Source organism: Pseudomonas sp. SF2 (assembly GCF_036858055.1).
Lineage (GTDB): Bacteria > Pseudomonadota > Gammaproteobacteria > Pseudomonadales > Pseudomonadaceae > Aquipseudomonas.
In genome coordinates this window covers 53,200-74,707 of record NZ_JAMBDI010000025.1, presented here as the reverse complement: position 1 = coordinate 74,707, position 21,508 = coordinate 53,200, and the positions used below count along the sequence as shown (strand labels likewise).

Genomic DNA, 21,508 nt, shown 5'->3' with positions numbered 1-21,508 from the left:
TCAGCTACCCCGCTTCAAGGTGAAGCCGCTGCACCAGGCCGCCTGCGCCTTGCTCGGGCGAATGTCGGCCCAGCCATTCAACTCGACCCGGCTGACTCCATCGATGTGCAGTTGCGCATCGATGCCAGAGCGCGCCACTTCCACGCCCAAACGCCTGCGCGGGTTGATCCAGGCCTGCAGGCGGCGCTGGCATTCGGCGAGAATCGCTTCGTACTCCGGGCCGTTGTCGGCCAGATACAGCACGGCATCGATGCGGTAGGGCAACACCTCGGCGCTGCGTACGGTGACCCGGTCGGCAACGGGGCGGATATCATCGTCATCCAGGTAGGTCGCCACCTGCGCCAGCAGTTCGGTACTGGCCTCGCCGTTGCCTTGCAGGCTCAGCACGGTGACATCCACCACGGCCGGCGACGGACTTTCGGCGGTGGCGTCAGCCACCTGTCCCGAAGCGTTGCGGGCATGCAGGATGTAACTGTTGCGCGGGCCGGCCGTGGTCAGGCCTTCATAAACCAGTTGCACCCGCTCGCGCAGGGCATCGTCCGATTCCAGCAACGCCTCGACTGGCGGGACGCTGGCTAGGTCTTCGGCCTCGATCACCAGGCGCTGCAGGCCGACATTGGCCGCCAGCTGGTCAAGGTCATTGCCCTGGGCGTAAGCCAGCAGCAGCGCCTTGGCGGCATCGTTGATGCGTGCCCGGTTGAGCAGTTTGCGGTAGGCGCCGACCTCGAGCAGCTTGGTCACCGGGTCGCTTTCCAGATTGGCGGTCCAGCCGTCGCCGAGGTAGCTGCGGAAAGTGTCCAGATCGGCCTGGTAGAGCGCTTCGTAGTCAAGGTCCTCCAATAGCTGTGGTGCTGGCAGTTTCGACAGGTCGACCTGGCTCATACGCTCACCTCCACCAGCGCGTCGTCGCCCAGGTAGCGGCCGATGAGCGCCAGGCTGACCTGGCCACCGATCACCGCGACTACCTTGACCCGCTGCAGCTGCAGGCGCGGCTCCCAGCGGCCCAGTGCGCGGGCCACCTCGGCCTGCACGGCGCTTTTCCAGCCCTCGTTGACCGGCAAATCGACGAAACGCCGCAGCTGGCTGCCGTACTCCGGTCGCATGCGCCGGCTGCCCAGCGGTGTAGTGAGGATGTCTTCGATGGACTGGCGCAGGTGATCGATGCCGGCCAAGGGCTGACCGGTGCGGCGGTCCATGCCGATCATGGTAAGCCTCCCTGTTCATGGGTATGCATGGCATTCTCCTGATATGAAAAAGCCCGCATGGGCGGGCTCGATTCAGTGTTTGTGGTTGGCCGTGTTGCCGGCGGTATCGATGATCCGCCCACCGCCGTTGATATCACCGCTGACCTGCAGCGGGCCATCGATCGTGACATTGCCGGAGAGGTTGATGGTTGCGGCCTGCAGGCTGATCGCACCGTCGCTGACCTGCACCGTGCCGGCGCCAACCTTGATGGTCGCGCTGCCAGCCGGCAGCTGGATGTCATAGTGGCTGGCCTGCCAGTCGTAGCTGATTGAACCGCCATCGGCGAAGCGCCACACTTCGGTATGCCCACGGTTGTCCGCTGCGCCACCGGCATTGCCATACAGGCCAGGCAGGAAGGTGCCCTGAGCCGGCTCGCCGCTGGGGCTGAGCAACACACCCTGCTCACCCAGACTGGGCGCCCGCCAGTGCCTGGCCTGGCCGGCCGCCTGGGCGTGCCAGCGCAACCAGGCGCTGGTCCAGCCGCTACCGTCGGACACCCGGACCCTGGCCGCGGCAAGGTCCAGCGCAACCACCCGGCAGGGGATGACCATGCACGCCAGCATGCGGTCATGCATTGCTGTGACGTAGCTCATGCCAGGTCCTCCGGCGCAACATAGTGTGCTTCGTTACCCTGCCCGGTATCGGGTGCAAAACCCAGTACCAGGCTACCGGGCGGCTGATCCGGCCAGTTCCAGCGCGGCTCGCCAAGCAGCACCGGCTGGTCCCAGCGCACAGTCCAGGCGTTACCCTGGAACTGCGCCTGCAGGTTGCGGCTGGCTTCGACGAATTCCAGCGCCCAATGCTGCTGGCGTAGCAGGTCCATCAGTTGCGCGGCCAGCAGGCTGCCCTGGAGCCGCGCCTCTGGATTGGCACTGTCGGCGGTGATATCCGCCTCGAAGGTGGCAATCAACACCGAGCGGCCATCCCGCGGTGCCGCATCGGCCGTCATGCGGACGATGCCGTGGCGCAGCGAGGGCCGCTCTGGAACATTTCCTACGGCGGTATAGGTATCTACCGATGCCAGCTCCGGCATTGCCTCACGAATGGTTGCCGTCACTGCGCCATGCAAAATGGCCAGTTCGCTCATGCATATTCTCCTTATCGCTCGTCGGGCTGTGTGCTGTCGCGCAAGCCCAGGCGCCGGATCGCCCAGCGTTCATACAAGCGCATGGCAACATCGGCGCCGCCGACCGCCGTCAGGCAGCCGAAGGCACTGGCCGCCCAGATCGACAGGCCGCCGGCATACAGCAGCATCACTGTCGATACCCCGCAGACCATGCAGGCCCCGGAGCGCAGCGCCAGCCGTCGCAGCAGCGACCAACCGGTGGCACCTGCCTTGTCGGCCCGCCACATTTCGCCGCTCAAACCGCCCAGCAATGCCAGGACGATTACCAGCCAGAGCGGCATTTCGAGTAACGCCTGTTGCTCGTTCGTCACTGTCCTGTCTCCTGTGTAATGCCTGTTGGCAAGCGCCAACAGATCGGTGGTGGGTATGCTGTGTTGCAAAAGATCGGCATTCCAAAAAGCCCGGCTCGCCAGGCTCTTTAGTAATGCGTTGACGAACCGCCGGCCACGCCTGGTGACGCCGTGCGGTTCCGCTACAAATTGGTGACTCCGACCGCGGCTGCCTGCCCGCCGGATAACTGATCGTGGTGCTTTACGCTGCACACCCGGGCCAGTTGCCAACCCTCTGGACAGTTGAGGCCTGTCCATCGCTGCCTGTGTAACAACCGGTTTCCGTCCGGCTTGAGACACAGGCTATGCATCAGTGCATATGCAGTCAATGCATTTCTTCAAATTTCCATGCGTTATTTTTTGCTGTTATGCATGTAGGCCATGCACGGCCTGCCTTGTAGGGATTTTCTGCAGGAGAAAAAAAACCCGCCGTAGCGGGTTTCTTGGGTCGAGGGCATCAGCGCGCGTACATGCCCCACCAGAACACATGCCCGAGCAGGCTGATCTGCTCATCCTGCATCTGCTGGAAACTGTAGTCCTCGTCGGGATGCTCGTCGCGGTTGAAGCTGCGCAGGCGAATGCCGGTAGGCAGCCGATAGACCTGCTTCACGCGCAGCTGACCATTATGGTTGATGGCGTAGAGGTCGCCATCGATGATGTCGCCGATCGCACACTTGCCGGTGTTCACCCCCACCGTCGCGCCATCCCGCAGCACCGGCAGCATGCTGTTGCCACGCACGGTCACGCACTTGGCCTGGTCGAACTGCACGCCGTTGTGGCGCAGGCTGCGCTTGCCGAAGCGCAGGCGCGCACGCTCGCTCTCTTCGATGACGAATCTTCCTGATCCCGCTGCCAATTCAACCTCGCGAAGGAAAGGTACCGACACCTCGTCATCCTCGACGGGGGTTTCATCGTCCCACAGGCTTATGTCGCTGAGGTCGGCATGACCATGGGACGGCAGCGCGGCTTCGCGAGACTCGCCAAGCTCGGCGCGGCCACGCAATTGTTCGGTGCTCACGCCGAAGTACTCGGCGATCTTCGACACGTGCTTGTCGGACGGGTCGACGATCTTGCCGCCGAGAATCCGCGACAAGGTGGATTGAGGAACACCCGTGCGTCGATACAGCTCCGTCGGGGACAGGCCGTGGCGATCGAGCAGTGCTCTGAGGACAGTGGCTACGTTGCGTTTTTGCATAGCATGCATAATGCAGGCACAAGGCATGAAATGCAATGCACACCGCACCGTGATGATGCATGCAGCGCCGCGCCTGCATCAGCTCGAAAAAGCCTGTACCATTGCCGGTTTCACAAACGCCAACCAGATCACCCGCTGTAAGGCCCTGAATGTCTGATCTTTCCGCACACACCCCGATTGTGCTGCAGTAAGACCAGCAGAAGGCGCCAACCCCCCAACAAATAGGGACTTAAGCGCTTTTAAGGCACTTGGGAATCTGTGGCCTAATGGGCATGTTTTGGCATTATATGGCGCCCGGTTTGCCCCATTTTTGCCCCATCTGTCTAACCGTACTCTGTGACAGGCCGCGACAAATTTGCGCAGCACCTGGCCGATGCGACGGACTTCGTTGCGAGGCAGTTGTTCCTCACCGTGTGAGGACAGGCGAGGCACAACACTGCTACCCCGGGATCGGCATTACGCGCAAGCGCACTGACTGAGGCAAGGATTCCAGGTAACTGAATATCGTGAGCCAAAAGCTGCTAGAGCAGTTAAATCCAAGCAAAAAAAAACCCCGCCAGAAGGCGGGGCAGATGTTAATGCATTTCGGGGTCTTTCCAGCGATCAAGCAGTCGGAGGACTTCCCTGACTATCATCGCCTTGATGAGACCTAAAGCGCAGTTGCAGACTAATCTGCCAATCGCTTTTAACCATTCCATAGGAAAGGTTTCCTGTATAGGGAACCTTGGCGCAACTCGCTCCTACCGGCCAGAGCAAGCGGCTACTGAAAGTGTGTCAAGTACTTCAGTACGCCAATGTTCGGGTGGACCCACCTTGCGTTACCGGCACGTCTTCCGGACGTGGTTGCAAGGGCCCAGTGCAGACGCAAGCGCCTGCGATGCTAGTTTAACCACGCGCGCCTGAGCGCTGCGGCAAATTTTTTAAACTTTTTTCAACTATCCGACGAACGGTATTTAGTTTATTAAACAACTTTGGTTAACACTTGCTCCCCGGGCACTTAGTTGCACAGCCCGGGGAGCTGCCCGGGCTTAACCCCCGGTAAATCAAGCCTTTCGCTGCGTTTCACGCAAACCGGCTAATTTGACGCGTCTAACGGTCCATACGCTGCGACGAAACTTCCATAATGCAATTGCGCCGTTATTCAAATATGAATAACCATGTACGCCCGGGCAGACGTATTGCGCACCCTTGACGCACTGTTTATAGTCGTATTCGTCAAGTACTTCAGTACGTCGTCGGCGTGGCCTCCAACCCGCCGGCCAAAGAAACCGCCCTCCAAGGCGGTTTTTTTGTACCTGCGATTCGGTCCTGAGATTACCACACGCCAAAGCGGGGGAATCAACCGAGGATCATCGGCACGCACAACATCTGATTCTCTGTGGCGTGAGGCCCCATTTCAGGCCAGTTCCGACGAGCTTCTGTTGCGCTTACTGCACCGCTGCCCGGCTAGTCGTCAAGCCGCTTTACAGCGCGCCGGGGACGCCGGCCGCGCGCCAAACAGTCTATGAGTCCGACAGCTTGACGGCGGCGACACCCTCGGCGCGCTGGCCAGTCGTCAAGTCACTTTACAGCGCGCCGTCAGCATACCGCTTGGTGCGCCGCCGATGCCGGTCGGAACCAATGCAAAAAATGCGATAGCGGGACCTAGAATACCACGGTGCCAATCACCAGTCCGCGCAAGCGCCGGATTGGCGGGCCGGGCTGCTCACAGTTCGACGCGCAGCCCGTCGAGACCGGCCTCTTCGGCAAACTTCACCAGGGTATCCAGCTTCGCCCAGGTCTTCACTTGGTCGCGCTTGGAGCGCACCGGGATCAGCCGCGCCGTGGGGCCGCCGACGCGGATGCTCAACGTCCACTGGCTGCGGTCCTCTTCCCAGCGGCCGGCCACCGCGTCACGCACCTGGCGGGTGCTGGCCAGCACGCGCAGTGTGTTCACATCCACCGCCTGGCCGATCACTGCTCGCGCTCCAGCGCCTGCAGGCGCGCCGTGGTGGCGGCCTCGACCAGCAGGTACAGGCGCTCGATGTGACCGGCCGGGATGCCATGGGTCAACGTCTCCAGGCACTCCACCATGCCCTCGGCGCGCGCCTGGGCGATCAGGCAGTTGGCCGCGCTGCTGGCCCGGTCGATATCCTGCAGGCGCCTTAGCAGCGCCGCCTCATAGGCCGCCGGCAGCACCAGCCCGCCCGGCAGCTCGATTGCGTTACGCATAACGATTCCCCTGGGTCGATTGCGAAACAGCGGCAGTCTCAAAATAGTCGCCGCTCTCGGCAATGCCCTGCACCGCGCCGGCCAGCACGGTGCCGTCGGGCAGCACCGACACCGGCGCGTCGGCGCTGGGCCGGCTCACCACCACGTCGACGCCCGGGCGCTCGGCGCTGCGGCCGAGCCCGGGCGCCGCGCCGTAGGTCAGGGTCAGGTCGGCCGGCCCACGGTAGGACAGCGCGGCGCTGCTCATCAAACGGCCTCGGCCGGACGATCACCGTCGTGCAAGCGCTGCCAGCTCAGCAGTTGGAAATTTCTGCACGGATTGCCAGCGTTCGCGAATGAGTCAAACAAATATTTCTCTATTTCCGCCACATCACTGCTGTATTCCAGCTCATAGGGCCAAGCCGTCACCCAGCGCGCATGTAGCTGCACCGGCGGTTTGGGATTGTTGAGGTGCTCCACAAAGTCGCCCGTAATGGGTGCAGGCTGGTCATAGCAGTAGTGAAAAAGGTAGGTGGGCATGGGAGGAGATTCCTTGCTCAGGCGTAGGGGTTAAGTCAACGGGATCTGCAGCCCGCGTGATTCGCGGCGCAGCCCTGGGGTGCGGCGAAATCACTTTAGCGGTTTTGGGCGCCCATTTCTGCTGTTTTGGGCGACGCGGGCCAAAAAAAGGCCCCCGCACCGTTCGGTATGGGGGCCTCGATTTAACGGAAAATCCGTTATGGACACTGGCGGCACTACGGCGCTTCACAGCTCCACACCAGGTCTCCGTCATCACCGCTGCGCAAGTGGTAGCACACGCGCGCTTCGCCCGGCGGCGTTTCCGACGTCACGTTGATCTGCCCGGCATAAAAGTGGTCGCCAGGGTAGGCAAAGTGCTTGCCACGCAGCGGACCATCAATCACCAGGTGCTTTTGCTGAGGGTCACGGCTGGATTCGGTGGTGTCCTTACTCATGAGGTGGGATCTCCTTGAATGGCGGCCCAGTGTAGTCACTTCCCGGGCCACTGTCGTTACGGTAACGGAGCCCTTGCCGCCAACCTGCAGTAATCGCACAAAACCCCACCAATTATCTCAACTAATCAAGTTGACAAGTGGACAATTCTTAAACAAATCAACCTATTTCTGACAAGAGCGACAGAATTAAGTTGCACTTGTTATCAGTTTTTGTAACAATGGCCATAGGTACGCGTTTTCGCGTGCCTATGGTAATCGCCCGGCAAGTAAGCCAGGCAATTAATTAATCAGCCTATGAGGCATGAGAAATGAAAACCCTATTGCAATTCCGACCCCCACACGAGGTGCCCAATGGCCAAAACGCAGAACGCTACACCCGATACCGCCGCTAAAACCCCGCTGACAATCGAGTTCCACCCCCAGCGCGCTCACAAAGAGCTGGAGAAGGTTCCCGAACGCCACCGCGACCGGTTCATCAACAGCTTGATGCTGTTGCAGAACCACCTCCCCCCCACGTGCGATGTGAAGCACCTGGGCGAGTCGCTGGGGCACGGCACGTACGAGCTGATCATCAACGGCAGCCCGGCGTGGCGCGTGATCTACACCACCACAGTACAAGGCAAGATCGTGGTGCTGCACGCGACCGAGAAGACCACCAACGGAAGCGATCGCCAAATCGCCAACGTGGTGAAAGAACGCTTGAAGACCTTGCGCCAGGCGGACGCAAAGGTGAAGAAGCAAAAGTAACAAGGTGACTTTCAGGCGATGGCTGTTACAGCATCGCCTTTTTTAGTGTCATGCGCAAAGGCTGCTCGGGCTGCTCCGGATCAAAATCCGTCTCCAGCTTGTACCCAACGCGCACGAGCATTTCCAACAGTGCGTCGATTGAGAATTTTTCCAAGTAACCCTTGAACAGGTTGCTCATGCGTGGCGCGCTAACGTGCAGTTCCCTGGCCGCGTCAGCTTGTGACCACCCCTTTTGCCGGATCAATGTGATTAACGACATGAACAACTGAGTTTTCAGGTGTTTCATATTGTATTCAACTGGATCGGTTGTGAATAGTTCGAATAGATTCTGAGTCATCACTTTACGTCCTCCTTGGTAAGTGGAGGTTACGGACGTGAAAAGAAGTAGGAAGCTGAATGCTTCGCTAACGATCAAAGCCGCTGATCCCTCAGGGGATGCGTCCGGCTTTGTTAATTTACGATTTGGATATTATCAGTTTTTGTAACCTTTGCAAGCGTTTCTACGGATCTTTTCTACCACCTGTCCGGCTTGGACCTCAGCGCCCTCCAACAGGTAGTGGCTCGGTCGAGAAACGTCCTAACGCTCGCCCATCTGGGAGATGTCATCTTGGGGGCAGACCTGTCCATTTCAGCCAAAATACGCAGTTCTCTCGATGCTATCGTTCCGCCATCTCGCGTAACTGGGCCAGCTAAAGCCTTCAGGGCTGCCACATGCACAGCATGCCTGGCTGCCGACCCAGTTCGCCCCTCGGTGGTCAAGATCCTCATGTGCCAGCAAGCCTAGGCTCAGCACTCAACCGTTAATATGAGACAGATTGATAGTCGGCAAGGCGCGCTTTCGCAATGCTCCTCGTGTTTCAGCCGCTGCCGGCACTGACATTCGGCATTGCCCATCGGCACATTGCTTCTCGACGGACGCCACTGCTCTTTGCGGAGAGGTGATGGCAGAGTGCATTCAGTTCTTGAACAGAGTCGAGTCGTCCCTCATGACACAATGGATCGGCTCCGAACTGCCATGCTCGTTCAGAACAAACCACCAAGCGAGGACTGTTTCCAGTTCATGATTACCAGCTCGCCGGTCACTTCCGCCTTACCCTGACGCTGATTCGTATTGCTATAGCGGATATCCAGGCACTCGAAGTGAAAGCCGTCGAAGGCTCGCCTGATGTCGGGGTGGTCGTTGATGCTGACCATCACCTTGCCCTTGCAGCGGCGCATGAAGTCCGCCATGCGCTCGTACTCCTCGAAAGGGAAATCGACGCCATAACCGGCGGTCTGCCAGTAAGGCGGGTCCATGTAGAAGAAGGTGTGCGCACGATCATAGCGCTCGGCACAGGCGAGCCACGAAAGATTCTCGACGTAGGTACCGGCGAGACGCTGCCACGCCGCAGACAGGTTCTCCTCGATGCGCAACAGATTGATGGCCGGCCCGGTGGTTGCGGTACCGAACGTCTGCCCTGTGACCTTGCCACCGAAAGCATGCTACTGCAGGTAGAAGAACCGCGCCGCACGCTGGATGTCGGTCAAGGTTTCAGGACGCGTCATCTTCTGCCACTCGAAAACCTGGCGTGAGCTGAGCGCCCATTTGAACTGGCGAACGAACTCCTCAAGGTGATTCTGTACAACGCGATAGAGGGTGACCAGGTCACCGTTGAGATCATTCAGCACCTCCACGGGGGCGGGCTGGGGGCGCATGAAGAACAACGCGGCACCGCCGGCGAAGACTTCGACGTAGCATTCATGAGGGGGAAATAGAGGGATCAAGCGGTCGGCCAGGCGGCGTTTGCCACCCATCCAAGGAATGATTGGAGAAGTCATAGGTATGCAAGTCTTTAATGTATGGATAAACAGGTGATAGGCTCGCCGCGCTTTGTGCACAAGGCAGAGGTCACGGCTGGACTTGCAGGAAGGGTCTGCGGGTTCGGCGGGCCGGGCTGGATGTTGACGCATCCTCCTGGCTCGCCTCTTTTTACTTGGTGACTTCGCGCACGTAGGCCTGGCAGGCCTGCAGTGCTATCAGCCCCCGGTCGCCGTCGTCGGTGATGGCGACAATTCGTTGAGCATGCGCTCGGTCAAGGTGGGCGCGTACGGCGCCATGTACCAGGCTTCCGGCGCCGGCGGTTTCTCTCAGCCCACTGTCACAACTCGGGGCGGCAAAGGCTCCGGCGTCGACAAGGACTGACAACCGCAGATCAGCGGTAGCAAGCCTGTCACGCAGACGAGCTTGAGCTTTTTGAGCATCGTTCATCTCCTGCCAATGTGTTTTGCCCTGCTCCTGCAGGCGATCTTCCAGTGCTTGTCGCTGAGTCTTCAGCTCCGCCAACTGATCCAGGGCTGCAGCTGCAGCCTCTTCACGCTCGCGACCATAGGCTCGATCCTTGTCGGCCAGCTGCCGAATGTAATCAGCTGACTGATCCGCGAGCTGCCGACCGTACTCGCTGGCCTGCCACACCCAGGCGCCTCGGCCACCGACATAGAGCCCGAGCGCAACGGCCAACAAGGCGATACGCCAATTGAGCGACATTACTGCAGCACCTCAAGCGCTCGCTTGTAGAGCGCCTGGCGATCTTTCAAGCCATTCAGGCCACCATTAATACGGCGAGTGATCGACTCGAAAACCGAGTCATCGGCGCCTGCCACTTTGTCAGCGAGATCGTTAAGGCCCGCACGCTGCCAAAACCAGCCGGCCGACAGCGACGCATAGACCGGCTGCTCAAGCAGGTCCGGGGTATTGAGCAATCGACTGTCACCGAACAATGCCTCACTGCAGGCTTCGTAGTTGTCGCGCCCAGTGATCTGAATGAGCCCACGGCCACGGCACCGCTGGCCATCACCATCTGCCTGCGGCGTGTTGCCGAGGCGCTGCGCCAAGCGGCCGGTGTCGTACTTGGCCAAGTAGGCATCGTTGCCGAGTTCACGCACGTACAGCAGCTGGCCAGACTCGTGGCCGACCTGGGCAAGGAATGCCGCCATACGCTTGGGCGTGATGATCGAGTACTTGCCCATTGTCGCGTTGAGACCAGGAACAAAAACGCCGGCTTTGCGTCCGGCGTTGGGGAGGATCTGTTACAACTGTTGAACTGATATAGCCATTGGTTTCTCCAGTGATGGCCGAAAGCGGCCGAGGGGATCAGAGCTGCTCGACCTTGAGCGGCTTTTTCGACTTTCTTTTTGTTGCCCGAGGCCTTGGCCTTACCCTTCTTGCCGCCGTTGCACTCCACCGTTGTGGTCCACCCCGATTGGGTAAACGTCTGCTCGACGCCGTCCACCAGGTACTCGCCATCCAGGCCGACCTTGAAGCCTTGGGCATTGATCGAGCACTCAGCGAACAAGTCAGTACGTCCGGCCATTTCCAGACGCACGCCTGCAGTGCTGCGGTTGAACGCAGCCAGGCGCGCCTTGGCGGCTTGCTCGGCGGCGGTCTTGTTGGGGTAGATATGGCGGTCGGTATGGACTGGGGGCAGGCCGCTGGGGGCCTCGGCGTTGTCCAGCTGGACCACCTGCAGGGCGCCGGTTTTCTGGTCTTGGTGTTTGGTCTGCACAGCCTTCTGTGTGCTGCGGTCCCCGAGGCGAAATTGATACCGCTCTACGTCAGTCTTGTTGATGGTCACGACCTGCAGGGCCTTGCCACTGGTGCTTTTCCCGTCCTGCCGGGGCATGACCAGCAGCCGCCCCTCGGCCACTTTGGCGGTGCTGTCGTACTGCTTGGCCAAGCGCGTGACAAAGTTAAAGTCGGACTCGTTGCGCTGGTCGACGCGCTCGACTTTGGTCGTCACCGGGCACACCGGCTCCCAGCCGTTGCGCTTCGCCACCTCGTTGACGATCTGCGACAGCGGCACGTTTTCCCAGCTGCCGCTGCGCACGGTCTTGCCGCTGCCGCGCATATCGCTGGCCTTGCCGCGAATGGTCAGGGTGTCCGGCGGGCCGGACAGTTGCACCTCGTCGACCGTGAAGGCGCCCATGCGCTTGAGGGGCTGTCCCTCATAGCCCAGCAGCACCTCCACCCGACCGCCACGCCCAGGCAGCGCAACAGCCTGATCGCGGTCGTCAATGCGCAGTTCGAATTCGTCCGACTCCATGCCGGGCTTGTCCGAAATGCGCAGCAACAGCAGGCGGTCATTAATCAGCGGGGTAATGTCCTTGCTATCCGCGATGATTCGATACGTCGGTTTCATGCTTGCTCCAGGAACAAAAAACCCCGCACGGGGCGGGGTTCGTTAACGTGCTTGTCCTGCTGCAGTTGGGTGCGCAGTAGCTCAGCAACCACCGCTGTGGCCTGCGCGGCCAATGGCTCCGCCAGGGTCAGATTGAGCCCTGGCGAGGTTGTATTGATGGTCACGCTATCCGCGGGCAGGGCCGCCAGTGACAGGTCGTAGTCCAGCAGCAATTGGTCACCAGCAGGCTTGAACGTCAGCGCCTCCGTGGCATGAGACCAGACCGCAAGCAGGGTGCCGTCACTCAGCAAAAAGCCAATTTCACGGACCCAGAAAGCCGCCGCTCCATCCACAACGGCGGTTAGGTGCAGCAACGTGCTCGTCAGCTTCTCGCCGCCCGCGATGGGGTATTTACCCACTAGGGTGCGAAGCACTTTCTGATCAGTGCCCGGCAACACCGTATAGCCAGATGTGCCAAGCACTACATGGGTGATTTCGGCTGACAGGCCGGTTTTGCTTGCGTTGAAGATCGCCGCCAGGCCGCCCTTGGTGATCACTGGCTGCAAGGTAGTACTCATAAAACAGCCTCCATCGTGCCGCGCACGACAACAAAGCCCTGCACCGCATTGGCTGCCGCAAGGCTCGATTCAGCATTAATAGGAACGCTCTGCGCCTCAGCGGTGCGCCGATGAACGCCGAGTGCCTGAGTGGCATTGGCAACCTGCAGCGTTTGCTCAGCAGGATCCATTGGCACCGCTTGGGCGTCCATTGAGCGATGCTGCAGCGCTTGTTTTTGCAGAGCATTGCGCGGTTGATCAGTACCCAGCGAGGTGAGCTCATGCGATCACCTCACGCGCACGCTGGCGATCCAGGCGTTCGATTTCGGCTAGGATCAGCGCGCCGGCTCTAACGAGCATTTTCCGTTGATTGGTTGGCGTCCAGTGCTCAGGGCTCCAAGGCCAGGATGGCGGAACGGTAGTTACTTTGTGGTGCTGCCTACATCCGCAAGACGCCGCCGCCATCACTCTGGCGGTGTACACCGGGCTCCGTCCCGGTGAGCTTTGCGCACTTGCCGTTGAAGACATCGATCTACAGGAGGGCAAGATTGAGGTAACCAGGGCTATCACCGCAAACGGCACCTTCAAGATTCCCAAGACGGGGAAATCGCGTACTGTGCTTCTGATGGAACCAGCTATTGAAGCGTGCCGTGTTCTGATGACGATCGTCGCTCGCAATCCCAAGCAAAACATTTGCGTATACCATAACCGTCACGAATCGCGGGAAGAGAACGTGACACCACTCCTATCGCCGGCCACCCAGGCAAGGAAGCGAGGAATTAACAAGTGGTTTGTATCAACTGCCTGGAACACTAAATGGGCGGCAATACAACGGAGAGCCGGTATCAGACCTCGCCGCCCCTACCAAACACGCCATACTTATGCGTGCTGGTGCTTGACGACCAGAGGCAACTTAGCATTCATTGCAAATCAACTGGGACACAAAGACTATACAATGCTAGTAGAGGTTTACGCACGCTGGATGGATTCAGAATCTCCAATAGAGCTTAATCGAATCTGGGAGAATTTAAAAAGCGCCCGGTAGGGCGCTTACTCTTCTGGCATCCGATTCAGCAGATAGCGATGCTCCGCAATCAACTTTTTGAAAATCGCCTGATCTTGCTTAGTCGCATCATATAGCTCGCTCAAAGCCTCATCATCTATTCCTTGAAAATCTGCGGAAACCCCATCAACTAAGCGACATGAGCGCTCATTATTTATCCTTTCAAGAAGAATATCACACTCTCTCAGCCTAATCCGAAACGTCTTCAAACGACTCTTTAGAGGTGAAAGGCTTCGATCCGACTCATCAATCCTAGTATCAAGATCACTAGTCGCCGCTGACAAATGCCAGGAACCTATTGTTTTATATGCATTAAGGATACGACTTACCGGCCCTTCCGCAGCAGAGACTGAATCAACTAAATTTGATGCCTCCTTGTTAGCCTCACGAACTTCATCAACAGCTTTAGTAGAGACCTTTTGATCGAGAAATTCGCCTGCTCGCTCAAGAAAGCGATCGGGAAGATACATATAAAACTGCTTGGATACGGTCGACACAAACTCATCAATAAGTTCAGGCAAAGGACCAATAGTCTTACCGGAAAGTTTTAGCCACCAGTCTTCCTTGTGATCCCCCGTGACATAGATAACATTTTGATTAGATGCCTTCGCTTTATCCAAAAGCTGCAACCAACCAATGTAATCACCGTAGGGACCTAGCCGATCTTCTAAGGCCTTGCCGCCACCCTTACCAGCATCCTTAAAACCCGGCGGAACTTTGTTCTCGTACCTTACTTCACCAAGCTTTATTATTTCTTCAAGTCGTTTTGAGGAGTATGGCTCACCTACACGCCCATCGAAAATCTGACTGACCCGCGCCTTGACATCGTCTTCATTTATCTTTTGACCATGCTGCGCTTTGTTTGCCTCAAGCTCACCCACAATCTGATCAAATGAGCGAATGCACTCACCTAGCACAGATGAACTGACAAATGGATGTTGATTCGAGTTTTCAAAGCTAGCTTTAAGCTCGCGCAACCCGTCAATAGCGGCGTCGTACAACTTAGCCTGGTCGCTAATGACTTTGAGGCGATTTTTAAGATACTCTTTCGCCACCTGGTGAGATATCCACAGCCTGTCCTTAAGCCGGTCGAATATATTTAAAAACTCATCCCGCGTTGTATCGGAATACCGATACAAATTTAAAAGGACATTTGCATCCATAACAAACAAGCTATCATTCCAAAGCCGCTGGAGGTCTGCAGGGTCATTGGCAAAGTGGCCGGGAAAAGCTTTCTTCATAGCGGAACTCGGCGAAAGGAAAGGGTGAGTATGCCACGCCTGTTCATCTAGCTGAAGCAGGCCGACTTCGTGGTAACCTTATGACGATGAGCCGCTGAGCTAACTGGCGAAAAACGAGCTGAAATGCCCCAAATTTGCCCCACCGCTTTCTCGAAAATGCCATAATCCCTTGATGAACAAAGCAATTTCAGATTTCTCCGCACACACCCCGATGATGCAGCAGTACTGGAAGCTGAAAAGCCAGCACCCGGACCAGCTGATGTTCTACCGCATGGGCGACTTCTACGAAATCTTCTACGAAGATGCGAAAAAAGCCGCAAAACTGCTGGACATCACCCTGACCGCGCGCGGCCAGTCGGCCGGCCAGTCCATCCCCATGTGCGGGATTCCGTTCCATTCGCTGGAAGGCTACCTGGCCAAGCTGGTCAAGCTCGGCGAATCGGTGGTGATCTGCGAGCAGATCGGCGACCCCGCCACCAGCAAGGGCCCGGTGGAGCGCCAGGTGGTGCGCATCATCACCCCCGGCACGGTCAGCGACGAGGCCCTGCTCGACGAGCGTCGCGACAACCTGATTGCCGCGCTGCTCGGTGACGAGCGCCTGTTCGGCCTGGCCGTGCTGGACATCACCAGCGGCAACTTCAGCGTGCAGGAGATCAAGGGCTGGGAAAACCTGCTGGCCGAGCTCGAGCGCCTGAACCCGGTCGAGCTGCTGATCCCCGACGACTGGCCGCGCGACCTGCCTGCCGAGAAACGTCCCGGGGCCCGTCGCCGTGCGCCATGGGACTTCGACCGCGACTCGGCGCGCAAGGCCCTGTGCCAACAGTTCGCGACCAAGGACCTCAAAGGCTTTGGCTGCGACAAGCTGACCCTGGCCATCGGTGCAGCCGGCTGCCTGCTGATCTACGCCAAGGAAACCCAGCGCACTGCCCTGCCGCACCTGCGCAGCCTGCGCCACGAACGCCTGGACGACACGGTCATCCTCGACGGCGCCAGCCGCCGCAACCTGGAGCTGGACATCAACCTGGCCGGCGGCCGTGACAACACCCTGCAGTCGGTGATCGACCGCTGCCAGACCGCCATGGCCAGCCGTTTGCTGAGCCGTTGGCTGAACCGCCCGTTGCGCGACCTCAAGGTGCTGCAGGCACGTCAGGACTCGATCCGCTGCCTGCTCGACGGCTACCGCTTCGAGAAGCTGCAGCCGCAGCTCAAGGAAATTGGCGATATCGAGCGGATTCTCGCCCGCATCGGCCTGCGCAACGCCCGCCCACGCGACCTGGCACGCCTGCGCGATGCCCTGGGCGCGCTGCCCGAGCTGCAGAACGCCATGGCCGAGCTGGAGGCGCCGCACCTGGCGCGCCTGGCTGCCATTACCGGCACCTACCCCGAACTGGCCAGCCTGCTGGAGCGGGCGATCATCGACAACCCGCCGGCGGTGATCCGCGATGGCGGCGTGCTCAAGGCCGGCTATGACAACGAACTGGACGAGTTGCTGGCGATCAGCGAGAACGCCGGCCAGTTCCTGATCGACCTGGAAGCCCGGGAAAAGGCCCGCACCGGCCTGGCCAACCTCAAGGTCGGCTACAACCGCGTGCATGGCTACTTCATCGAGCTGCCGACCAAGCAGGCCGAGCAGGCCCCGGGCGACTACATCCGCCGCCAGACCCTCAAGGGCGCCGAACGTTTCATCACCCCGGAGCTGAAGGCGTTCGAGGACAAGGCGCTGTCGGCCAAGAGCCGCGCCCTGGCCCGCGAGAAGATGCTCTACGACGCCCTGCTGGAAACCCTGATCAGTCACCTGGCACCGCTGCAGGACAGCGCCGCCGCCCTGGCCGAACTGGACGTGCTCAGCAACCTGGCCGAACGTGCGCTGAACCTCGACCTGAACTGCCCGCGCTTCGTCGACGAGCCATGCCTGCGTATCGAGCAGGGCCGCCACCCGGTGGTGGAACAGGTACTGACCACGCCATTCGTGGCCAACGACCTGAGCCTGGACAACAGCACGCGCATGCTGATCATCACCGGCCCGAACATGGGCGGTAAGTCCACCTATATGCGCCAGACCGCCCTGATCGTGCTGCTGGCGCACATCGGCAGCTTCGTGCCGGCAGCCAGCTGCGAGCTGTCACTGGTCGACCGCATCTTCACCCGCATCGGCTCCAGCGACGACCTGGCCGGCGGCCGCTCGACCTTCATGGTCGAGATGAGCGAAACTGCCAACATCCTGCACAACGCCACAGACCGCAGCCTGGTACTGATGGACGAAGTGGGCCGCGGCACCAGCACCTTCGACGGCCTGTCGCTGGCCTGGGCCGCCGCCGAGCGCCTGGCCCAACTGCGTGCCTACACGCTGTTCGCCACGCACTACTTCGAGCTCACCGTGCTGCCGGAAAGCGAGCCACTGGTGGCCAATGTGCACCTGAACGCCACCGAGCACAACGAACGCATCGTGTTCCTGCACCACGTGCTGCCTGGCCCTGCCAGCCAGAGCTACGGCCTGGCCGTGGCGCAGCTGGCCGGCGTGCCAACGACCGTCATCCAGCGTGCCCGCGAACACCTGGGGCGGCTGGAAACCACCAGCCTGCCGCATGAACAACCCCCGGCCCAAAAGGCCAAGGACGTGCCACAGGTCCCGCACCAGAGCGACCTGTTCGCCAGCCTGCCACACCCGGCCATCGAGAAGCTGGGCAAGCTGCAGCTGGACGACATGACCCCGCGTCAAGCTATCGAAATGCTATATCAACTAAAGAACCTGTTATAACGGCGCCCACTACAAGCTGGTAGAATCCGCCGCGGTTTGCTGGTGCTGCAGGCTATTAGCCTGGCCTGCAGCCACATACCCGTAAACCGCGCGGCCCTGAGAGGAAGGGCCGCCGCCGTCGCCTGAGGAGAGAATTAGAAATGACCTTCGTCGTCACCGACAACTGCATCAAATGCAAATACACCGACTGCGTGGAAGTCTGTCCGGTGGACTGCTTCTACGAAGGCCCGAACTTCCTGGTCATCCACCCGGACGAGTGCATCGACTGCGCCCTGTGCGAGCCGGAGTGCCCAGCGCAAGCCATCTTCTCGGAAGACGAAGTGCCTGCGGGCATGGAGAACTTCATCGAGCTGAACGCCGAACTGGCGGAAATCTGGCCGAACATCACCGAGCGTAAGGACGCCCTGCCGGACGCTGAAGAGTGGGATGGCAAGACTGGCAAGATTGCAGACCTGGAGCGCTGATAGCGTCCGGACACGAAAAAGGCCCCTCGGGGCCTTTTTTGTTTTTCTGCGGACAAAAAAAGGGGCGGTTTGACCCGCCCACATTTTTTCCGTAGTCCCTGCTTGTCCCAAACATCATCCTGATGAAATCGCCTCTTGCGATGTCCTTGGCCTTCCTCCTGAAAGCCTGTGCATGTCCCTGTGCACAGTTCGAATACTAGCGACTTGAGCAGGGCCGGCAACCGCGAAACCTCACAGGGTGTTGCAGGTGACACATTTCCTCACAGCTGAATAAGCCAGGTTTTTCAATGTGTTGGGAAAACGCAGGCTCTGGATACGACAATGATTTACTGAAGCGTACATAGAAGGCTTACAAAACAAGTAAGCAAAGGCTTACACGCGATGTTACTGGGGTAGCGCAGTACATAATGTCTTGGGGCTGCTTTGCAGCCCGTTCGCGACACAAGGCCGCTCCCACAGGATAGTGGTGCATTCAAAGGCGATGAAGTACCTGTGGGAGCGGCCTTGTGTCGCGAAAGGGGCGCAAAGCGCCCCCGGCAATTTTGAATGGGGCACCTCTGATCGCCACATACAAAAACGCCCCGAAATCATCGGGGCGCTTTGTGTTGCAGGCTTGCGCTACTGGAACAACGACTCACTGGAAAGGCCGTTCTTTTCGAGGATCTCGCGCAAACGCTTGAGCCCCTCGACCTGGATCTGCCGCACCCGCTCACGGGTCAGGCCGATCTCCAGGCCAACATCTTCCAGGGTGCTGCTTTCATGCCCGCGCAGGCCAAAGCGACGCACCACCACTTCACGCTGCTTGTCGGTCAACTCTCCCAGCCACTGGTCGATGCTCTGCGACAGGTCGTCATCCTGCAGCAGTTCGCACGGGTCGCTCGGACGGTCGTCGGTCAAGGTATCGAGCAGGGTCTTGTCCGAGTCCGGGCCGAGCGATACATCCACCGAAGACACCCGCTCGTTCAGGCCCAGCATACGCTTGACCTCGGCGACCGGCTTTTCCAGCAGGGTGGCGATTTCTTCTGGCGAGGGTTCGTGGTCCAGCTTCTGGGTCAGCTCGCGCGCCGCACGCAAGTAGACGTTCAGTTCCTTGACCACGTGGATCGGCAGGCGGATGGTGCGGGTCTGGTTCATGATCGCCCGCTCAATGGTCTGGCGAATCCACCAGGTCGCATAGGTCGAGAAACGGAAACCACGCTCCGGGTCGAACTTCTCGACCGCACGGATCAGCCCCAGGTTACCCTCCTCGATCAGGTCGAGCAGCGACAGGCCGCGATTCACGTAACGACGGGCAATTTTTACAACCAGGCGCAGGTTGCTTTCGATCATGCGCTTGCGGCCGGCAGGGTCGCCCTTTTGCGACAAGCGCGCAAAGTGCACTTCCTCTTCCGGCGAAAGCAGAGGCGAGAATCCGATCTCGTTGAGATACAGCTGGGTGGCATCGAGCGCCCGGCTGTAATCGATGTACTTGTGTTGCTTGAGCGAAGAGCCCGACTTGGCCCTCGTCCGAACCGAAGATACAGCAGGTTCGTCTGACACCACATCCGTTTCCAAAACGATGCCCGTCTCCATCAGGAGGACGTCATCGTCGATGTCAAACTCCGGCACTTCTTTACTGAGAGCCATTGTTATAGTCCTTTGCTGAGTTCGAACTCAGACTCGAGCGGCACCTATCTCCTTGGCAGCGCTGGAGCCTGTCCCCTCTACATCACAGGAACAGGCCGGGCACAACGGTCAACGACGTGGCAGGAACTGGAGCGGATCGACGGGTTTACCCTGGCGGCGAATCTCGAAATGCAGCTTCACCCGATCAGTGCCCGTGGACCCCATTTCAGCAATCGACTGCCCTGCCTTGACCTGCTGCCCCTCCCGAACCAACAGCCTGCGGTTATGGCCGTAGGCACTGACGTAGGTATCGCTGTGCTTGATGATGATCAGTTCGCCGTAGCCCCTCAAGCCACTCCCGGCGTAAACCACTGCACCATCAGACGCAGCAAAAACAGGCTGTCCCAAATCACCGGCGATATCAATGCCTTTATTCAAACTACCGTTTGAAGCGAATTTTCCAATCAGCACGCCGTTGGCAGGCCAGGTCCAGCCGCCTACCGCGCGCTCCGCAGCAGGCACGGTAGCGACCACCGGGGCGCTGCTGGAAGCTACCGGCGTGGCCGGTTTGCTGGTGTTGGCAGGGGCTGTGGCGGTGCTTCCCACAGGCCGCCGGATGACCGTGGTCTTGCTCGACGACGACGGGCTGGACACCACCGTGGTGCTGCCGGTAGAGCCGCTGCTGAAACGAATCGCCTGCCCCGGGCGAATGGTGTAAGGCGCCGCGATGCCGTTGCGCGCGGCCAGCTCCTTGTAGTCCCAACCATAACGGAAGGCGATGGAGAACAGCGTATCGCCAGGTTTGACGATGTACTGCCCGGTGGTTACCGCCGGGCGCTTGGGCACGGTGTTACTGCGGTCGACCACCCGCGCGCTGTTGCTGCTGGTGCTCGAGCAACCTACCAGTAGCGTGCCCATGGCCAGTGCAATCACCAGAAGCGTGAAACCCGACCCGTCCTTGCGCTGCCGAATGACTGTGTGACCCACCCGCGCTCCCCTCATGGTGCCGAAAAACGATATGAAGACAAGAAATGCAATATTGTTGCAATTATAACCAAGCCCGCCCGCATTGGCAGGGTTGGTGAAGGACTGCTGCAAAGCCTTGGTGCAAGCTGTGCGCTAGCGCTTCACCCCGCCAGATAGACAGGGCGCTGCTGCAAGAATTCGGTGCTGGCGCAAAAATATCGCGTAGCTCGAACCCGCAGTGTTCAGGCCAGCGGACCGTTGAGCAGCGGTACGAAGCGCACGGCCCCCAGCACGCGACGGGAGAATCCATGCTCCTCGCGCACGATCAGCATCAGTTGCTGGGTTTCGCCGGCTGGCCCCACCGGGATCACCATACGGCCACCGGGTGCCAGCTGGTCGAGCAGTGCCTGCGGCACTTCCGGCGCCACGGCGGTGACGATGATGCCGTTGTACGGCGCCAGCGCCGGCCAGCCCTCGCACCCGTCGCCCCAGCGGAACACCACGTTGCGCAGGTTCAGCTCCACCAGGCGCTCCTTGGCCCGGTCCTGCAGCACCTTGATGCGCTCCACCGAGAACACCCGCTCGACCAGCTGGGCCAGGATCGCCGTCTGGTAGCCCGAGCCGGTGCCGATCTCCAGCACCTTGTCCAGCGGCCCGGCCTCGAGCAGCAGCTCGCTCATGTGGGCAACCATGAACGGTTGCGAGATGGTCTGGTTGTGGCCGATCGGCAGCGCAGTGTCTTCGTAGGCGCGATGCGCCAGTGCCTCGTCGACGAACAGGTGGCGCGGGGTACGACGGATCACGTCGAGCACCTTGGTGTTCGAAACGCCCTCTTCGCACAAACGCTGGATCAGCCTCTCCCGGGTACGCTGGGAGGTCATGCCGATGCCACGC

General features: G+C 59.7%; 24 protein-coding genes and 2 pseudogenes. 4 read left to right on the top strand and 22 right to left on the bottom strand.

Going from position 1 to position 21,508, the window contains the following annotated elements:
• The 11 genes from M2S36_RS16150 to M2S36_RS16100 all read right to left on the bottom strand — a co-directional run bounded on the left by M2S36_RS16150 (position 1) and on the right by M2S36_RS16100 (position 7,059).
• Positions 1-882, bottom strand: a complete 882-nt coding sequence (locus tag M2S36_RS16150) for a baseplate assembly protein (RefSeq protein WP_207829414.1) — start codon at positions 880-882, stop codon at positions 1-3.
• Positions 879-1,205 (bottom strand): GPW/gp25 family protein, encoded by a 327-nt coding sequence (locus M2S36_RS16145; RefSeq protein ID WP_207829416.1) that lies wholly within the window; start codon positions 1,203-1,205, stop codon positions 879-881. Before M2S36_RS16145 ends, M2S36_RS16150 begins: the two co-directional genes overlap by 4 nt.
• 72 nt (positions 1,206-1,277) lie before the next feature.
• Complete coding sequence (locus M2S36_RS16140; RefSeq protein ID WP_207829417.1) at positions 1,278-1,838, bottom strand: phage baseplate assembly protein V; 561 nt, start codon at positions 1,836-1,838, stop codon at positions 1,278-1,280.
• Positions 1,835-2,332 (bottom strand): hypothetical protein, encoded by a 498-nt coding sequence (locus M2S36_RS16135; RefSeq protein ID WP_207829418.1) that lies wholly within the window; start codon positions 2,330-2,332, stop codon positions 1,835-1,837. The genes M2S36_RS16140 and M2S36_RS16135 overlap by 4 nt, the downstream gene beginning before the upstream one ends.
• A gap of 11 nt (positions 2,333-2,343) precedes the next feature.
• A complete protein-coding gene (locus M2S36_RS16130) occupies positions 2,344-2,682 on the bottom strand; it encodes a phage holin family protein (protein WP_207829419.1) in 339 nt (112 codons plus the stop codon).
• Between the two features lie 475 nt (positions 2,683-3,157).
• The gene (locus M2S36_RS16125) at positions 3,158-3,895 is read right to left on the bottom strand and encodes a LexA family transcriptional regulator (protein ID WP_333957466.1); all 738 of its coding nucleotides are present in this window, start codon (positions 3,893-3,895) and stop codon (positions 3,158-3,160) included.
• A gap of 1,705 nt (positions 3,896-5,600) precedes the next feature.
• A complete protein-coding gene (locus tag M2S36_RS16120) occupies positions 5,601-5,831 on the bottom strand; it encodes a hypothetical protein (RefSeq protein ID WP_333957465.1) in 231 nt (76 codons plus the stop codon).
• Between the two features lie 17 nt (positions 5,832-5,848).
• The gene (locus tag M2S36_RS16115; RefSeq protein WP_333957464.1) at positions 5,849-6,106 is read right to left on the bottom strand and encodes a hypothetical protein; all 258 of its coding nucleotides are present in this window, start codon (positions 6,104-6,106) and stop codon (positions 5,849-5,851) included.
• Positions 6,099-6,353: a hypothetical protein gene (locus M2S36_RS16110; protein ID WP_333957463.1), complete on the bottom strand. Its 255-nt coding sequence runs from the start codon at positions 6,351-6,353 to the stop codon at positions 6,099-6,101. The genes M2S36_RS16115 and M2S36_RS16110 overlap by 8 nt, the downstream gene beginning before the upstream one ends.
• Positions 6,353-6,625 (bottom strand): hypothetical protein, encoded by a 273-nt coding sequence (locus tag M2S36_RS16105; RefSeq protein WP_333957462.1) that lies wholly within the window; start codon positions 6,623-6,625, stop codon positions 6,353-6,355. Before M2S36_RS16105 ends, M2S36_RS16110 begins: the two co-directional genes overlap by 1 nt.
• 215 nt (positions 6,626-6,840) lie before the next feature.
• Positions 6,841-7,059: a hypothetical protein gene (locus tag M2S36_RS16100; RefSeq protein WP_333957461.1), complete on the bottom strand. Its 219-nt coding sequence runs from the start codon at positions 7,057-7,059 to the stop codon at positions 6,841-6,843.
• Positions 7,060-7,410: 351 nt separating this feature from the next.
• On the opposite strand from M2S36_RS16100, the gene M2S36_RS16095 reads away from it, so the two are divergent.
• Entirely contained in the window at positions 7,411-7,806 is a 396-nt protein-coding gene (locus M2S36_RS16095; RefSeq protein WP_333957460.1) for a type II toxin-antitoxin system RelE/ParE family toxin, read from the top strand.
• Positions 7,807-7,831: 25 nt separating this feature from the next.
• On the opposite strand, the gene M2S36_RS16090 is transcribed toward M2S36_RS16095, so the two are convergent.
• The 7 genes and pseudogenes from M2S36_RS16090 to M2S36_RS16060 form a co-directional block, all read right to left on the bottom strand.
• Positions 7,832-8,143 carry a helix-turn-helix domain-containing protein gene (locus tag M2S36_RS16090; RefSeq protein ID WP_333957459.1) on the bottom strand — a complete coding sequence of 104 codons (312 nt, stop codon included), beginning with the start codon at positions 8,141-8,143 and terminating at the stop codon, positions 7,832-7,834.
• A gap of 686 nt (positions 8,144-8,829) precedes the next feature.
• A pseudogene (locus tag M2S36_RS16085) lies at positions 8,830-9,624 on the bottom strand (DNA adenine methylase).
• Between the two features lie 151 nt (positions 9,625-9,775).
• Complete coding sequence (locus M2S36_RS16080; RefSeq protein ID WP_333957458.1) at positions 9,776-10,330, bottom strand: lysis system i-spanin subunit Rz; 555 nt, start codon at positions 10,328-10,330, stop codon at positions 9,776-9,778.
• Positions 10,330-10,869, bottom strand: coding sequence for a glycoside hydrolase family 19 protein (locus M2S36_RS16075; RefSeq protein ID WP_333957477.1), 540 nt, complete (start codon positions 10,867-10,869; stop codon positions 10,330-10,332). The genes M2S36_RS16080 and M2S36_RS16075 overlap by 1 nt, the downstream gene beginning before the upstream one ends.
• A gap of 67 nt (positions 10,870-10,936) precedes the next feature.
• A pseudogene (locus tag M2S36_RS16070) lies at positions 10,937-11,981 on the bottom strand (phage late control D family protein).
• The gene (locus M2S36_RS16065) at positions 11,978-12,538 is read right to left on the bottom strand and encodes a phage tail-collar fiber domain-containing protein (protein ID WP_333957457.1); all 561 of its coding nucleotides are present in this window, start codon (positions 12,536-12,538) and stop codon (positions 11,978-11,980) included. The pseudogene M2S36_RS16070 and the gene M2S36_RS16065 overlap by 4 nt, the downstream one beginning before the upstream one ends.
• Complete coding sequence (locus tag M2S36_RS16060; protein WP_333957456.1) at positions 12,535-12,729, bottom strand: hypothetical protein; 195 nt, start codon at positions 12,727-12,729, stop codon at positions 12,535-12,537. The genes M2S36_RS16065 and M2S36_RS16060 overlap by 4 nt, the downstream gene beginning before the upstream one ends.
• A gap of 158 nt (positions 12,730-12,887) precedes the next feature.
• On the opposite strand from M2S36_RS16060, the gene M2S36_RS16055 reads away from it, so the two are divergent.
• The gene (locus M2S36_RS16055) at positions 12,888-13,562 is read left to right on the top strand and encodes a site-specific integrase (RefSeq protein ID WP_333957455.1); all 675 of its coding nucleotides are present in this window, start codon (positions 12,888-12,890) and stop codon (positions 13,560-13,562) included.
• Between the two features lie 5 nt (positions 13,563-13,567).
• Here the strand turns inward: M2S36_RS16055 and M2S36_RS16050 are convergent, their stop codons facing one another.
• On the bottom strand, positions 13,568-14,821 hold the full coding sequence (locus M2S36_RS16050; protein WP_333957454.1) for a PIN-like domain-containing protein: 1,254 nt from the start codon (positions 14,819-14,821) through the stop codon (positions 13,568-13,570).
• Positions 14,822-15,005: 184 nt separating this feature from the next.
• Here M2S36_RS16050 and mutS point away from each other — a divergent pair, with 184 nt between their 5' ends.
• The gene (mutS, locus tag M2S36_RS16045) at positions 15,006-17,579 is read left to right on the top strand and encodes a DNA mismatch repair protein MutS (protein ID WP_333957476.1); all 2,574 of its coding nucleotides are present in this window, start codon (positions 15,006-15,008) and stop codon (positions 17,577-17,579) included.
• 140 nt (positions 17,580-17,719) lie between these two features.
• Entirely contained in the window at positions 17,720-18,043 is a 324-nt protein-coding gene (fdxA, locus tag M2S36_RS16040; protein WP_004375459.1) for a ferredoxin FdxA, read from the top strand.
• A gap of 618 nt (positions 18,044-18,661) precedes the next feature.
• Here the strand turns inward: fdxA and rpoS are convergent.
• The 3 genes from rpoS to M2S36_RS16025 all read right to left on the bottom strand — a co-directional run bounded on the left by rpoS (position 18,662) and on the right by M2S36_RS16025 (position 21,495).
• The gene (gene rpoS / locus M2S36_RS16035; protein WP_063911526.1) at positions 18,662-19,669 is read right to left on the bottom strand and encodes an RNA polymerase sigma factor RpoS; all 1,008 of its coding nucleotides are present in this window, start codon (positions 19,667-19,669) and stop codon (positions 18,662-18,664) included.
• A gap of 108 nt (positions 19,670-19,777) precedes the next feature.
• Positions 19,778-20,635, bottom strand: a complete 858-nt coding sequence (locus M2S36_RS16030; RefSeq protein ID WP_233693981.1) for a peptidoglycan DD-metalloendopeptidase family protein — start codon at positions 20,633-20,635, stop codon at positions 19,778-19,780.
• A 221-nt stretch (positions 20,636-20,856) separates the two neighbouring features.
• The gene (locus M2S36_RS16025; protein ID WP_015269209.1) at positions 20,857-21,495 is read right to left on the bottom strand and encodes a protein-L-isoaspartate(D-aspartate) O-methyltransferase; all 639 of its coding nucleotides are present in this window, start codon (positions 21,493-21,495) and stop codon (positions 20,857-20,859) included.
• Positions 21,496-21,508: the final 13 nt, after the last annotated feature.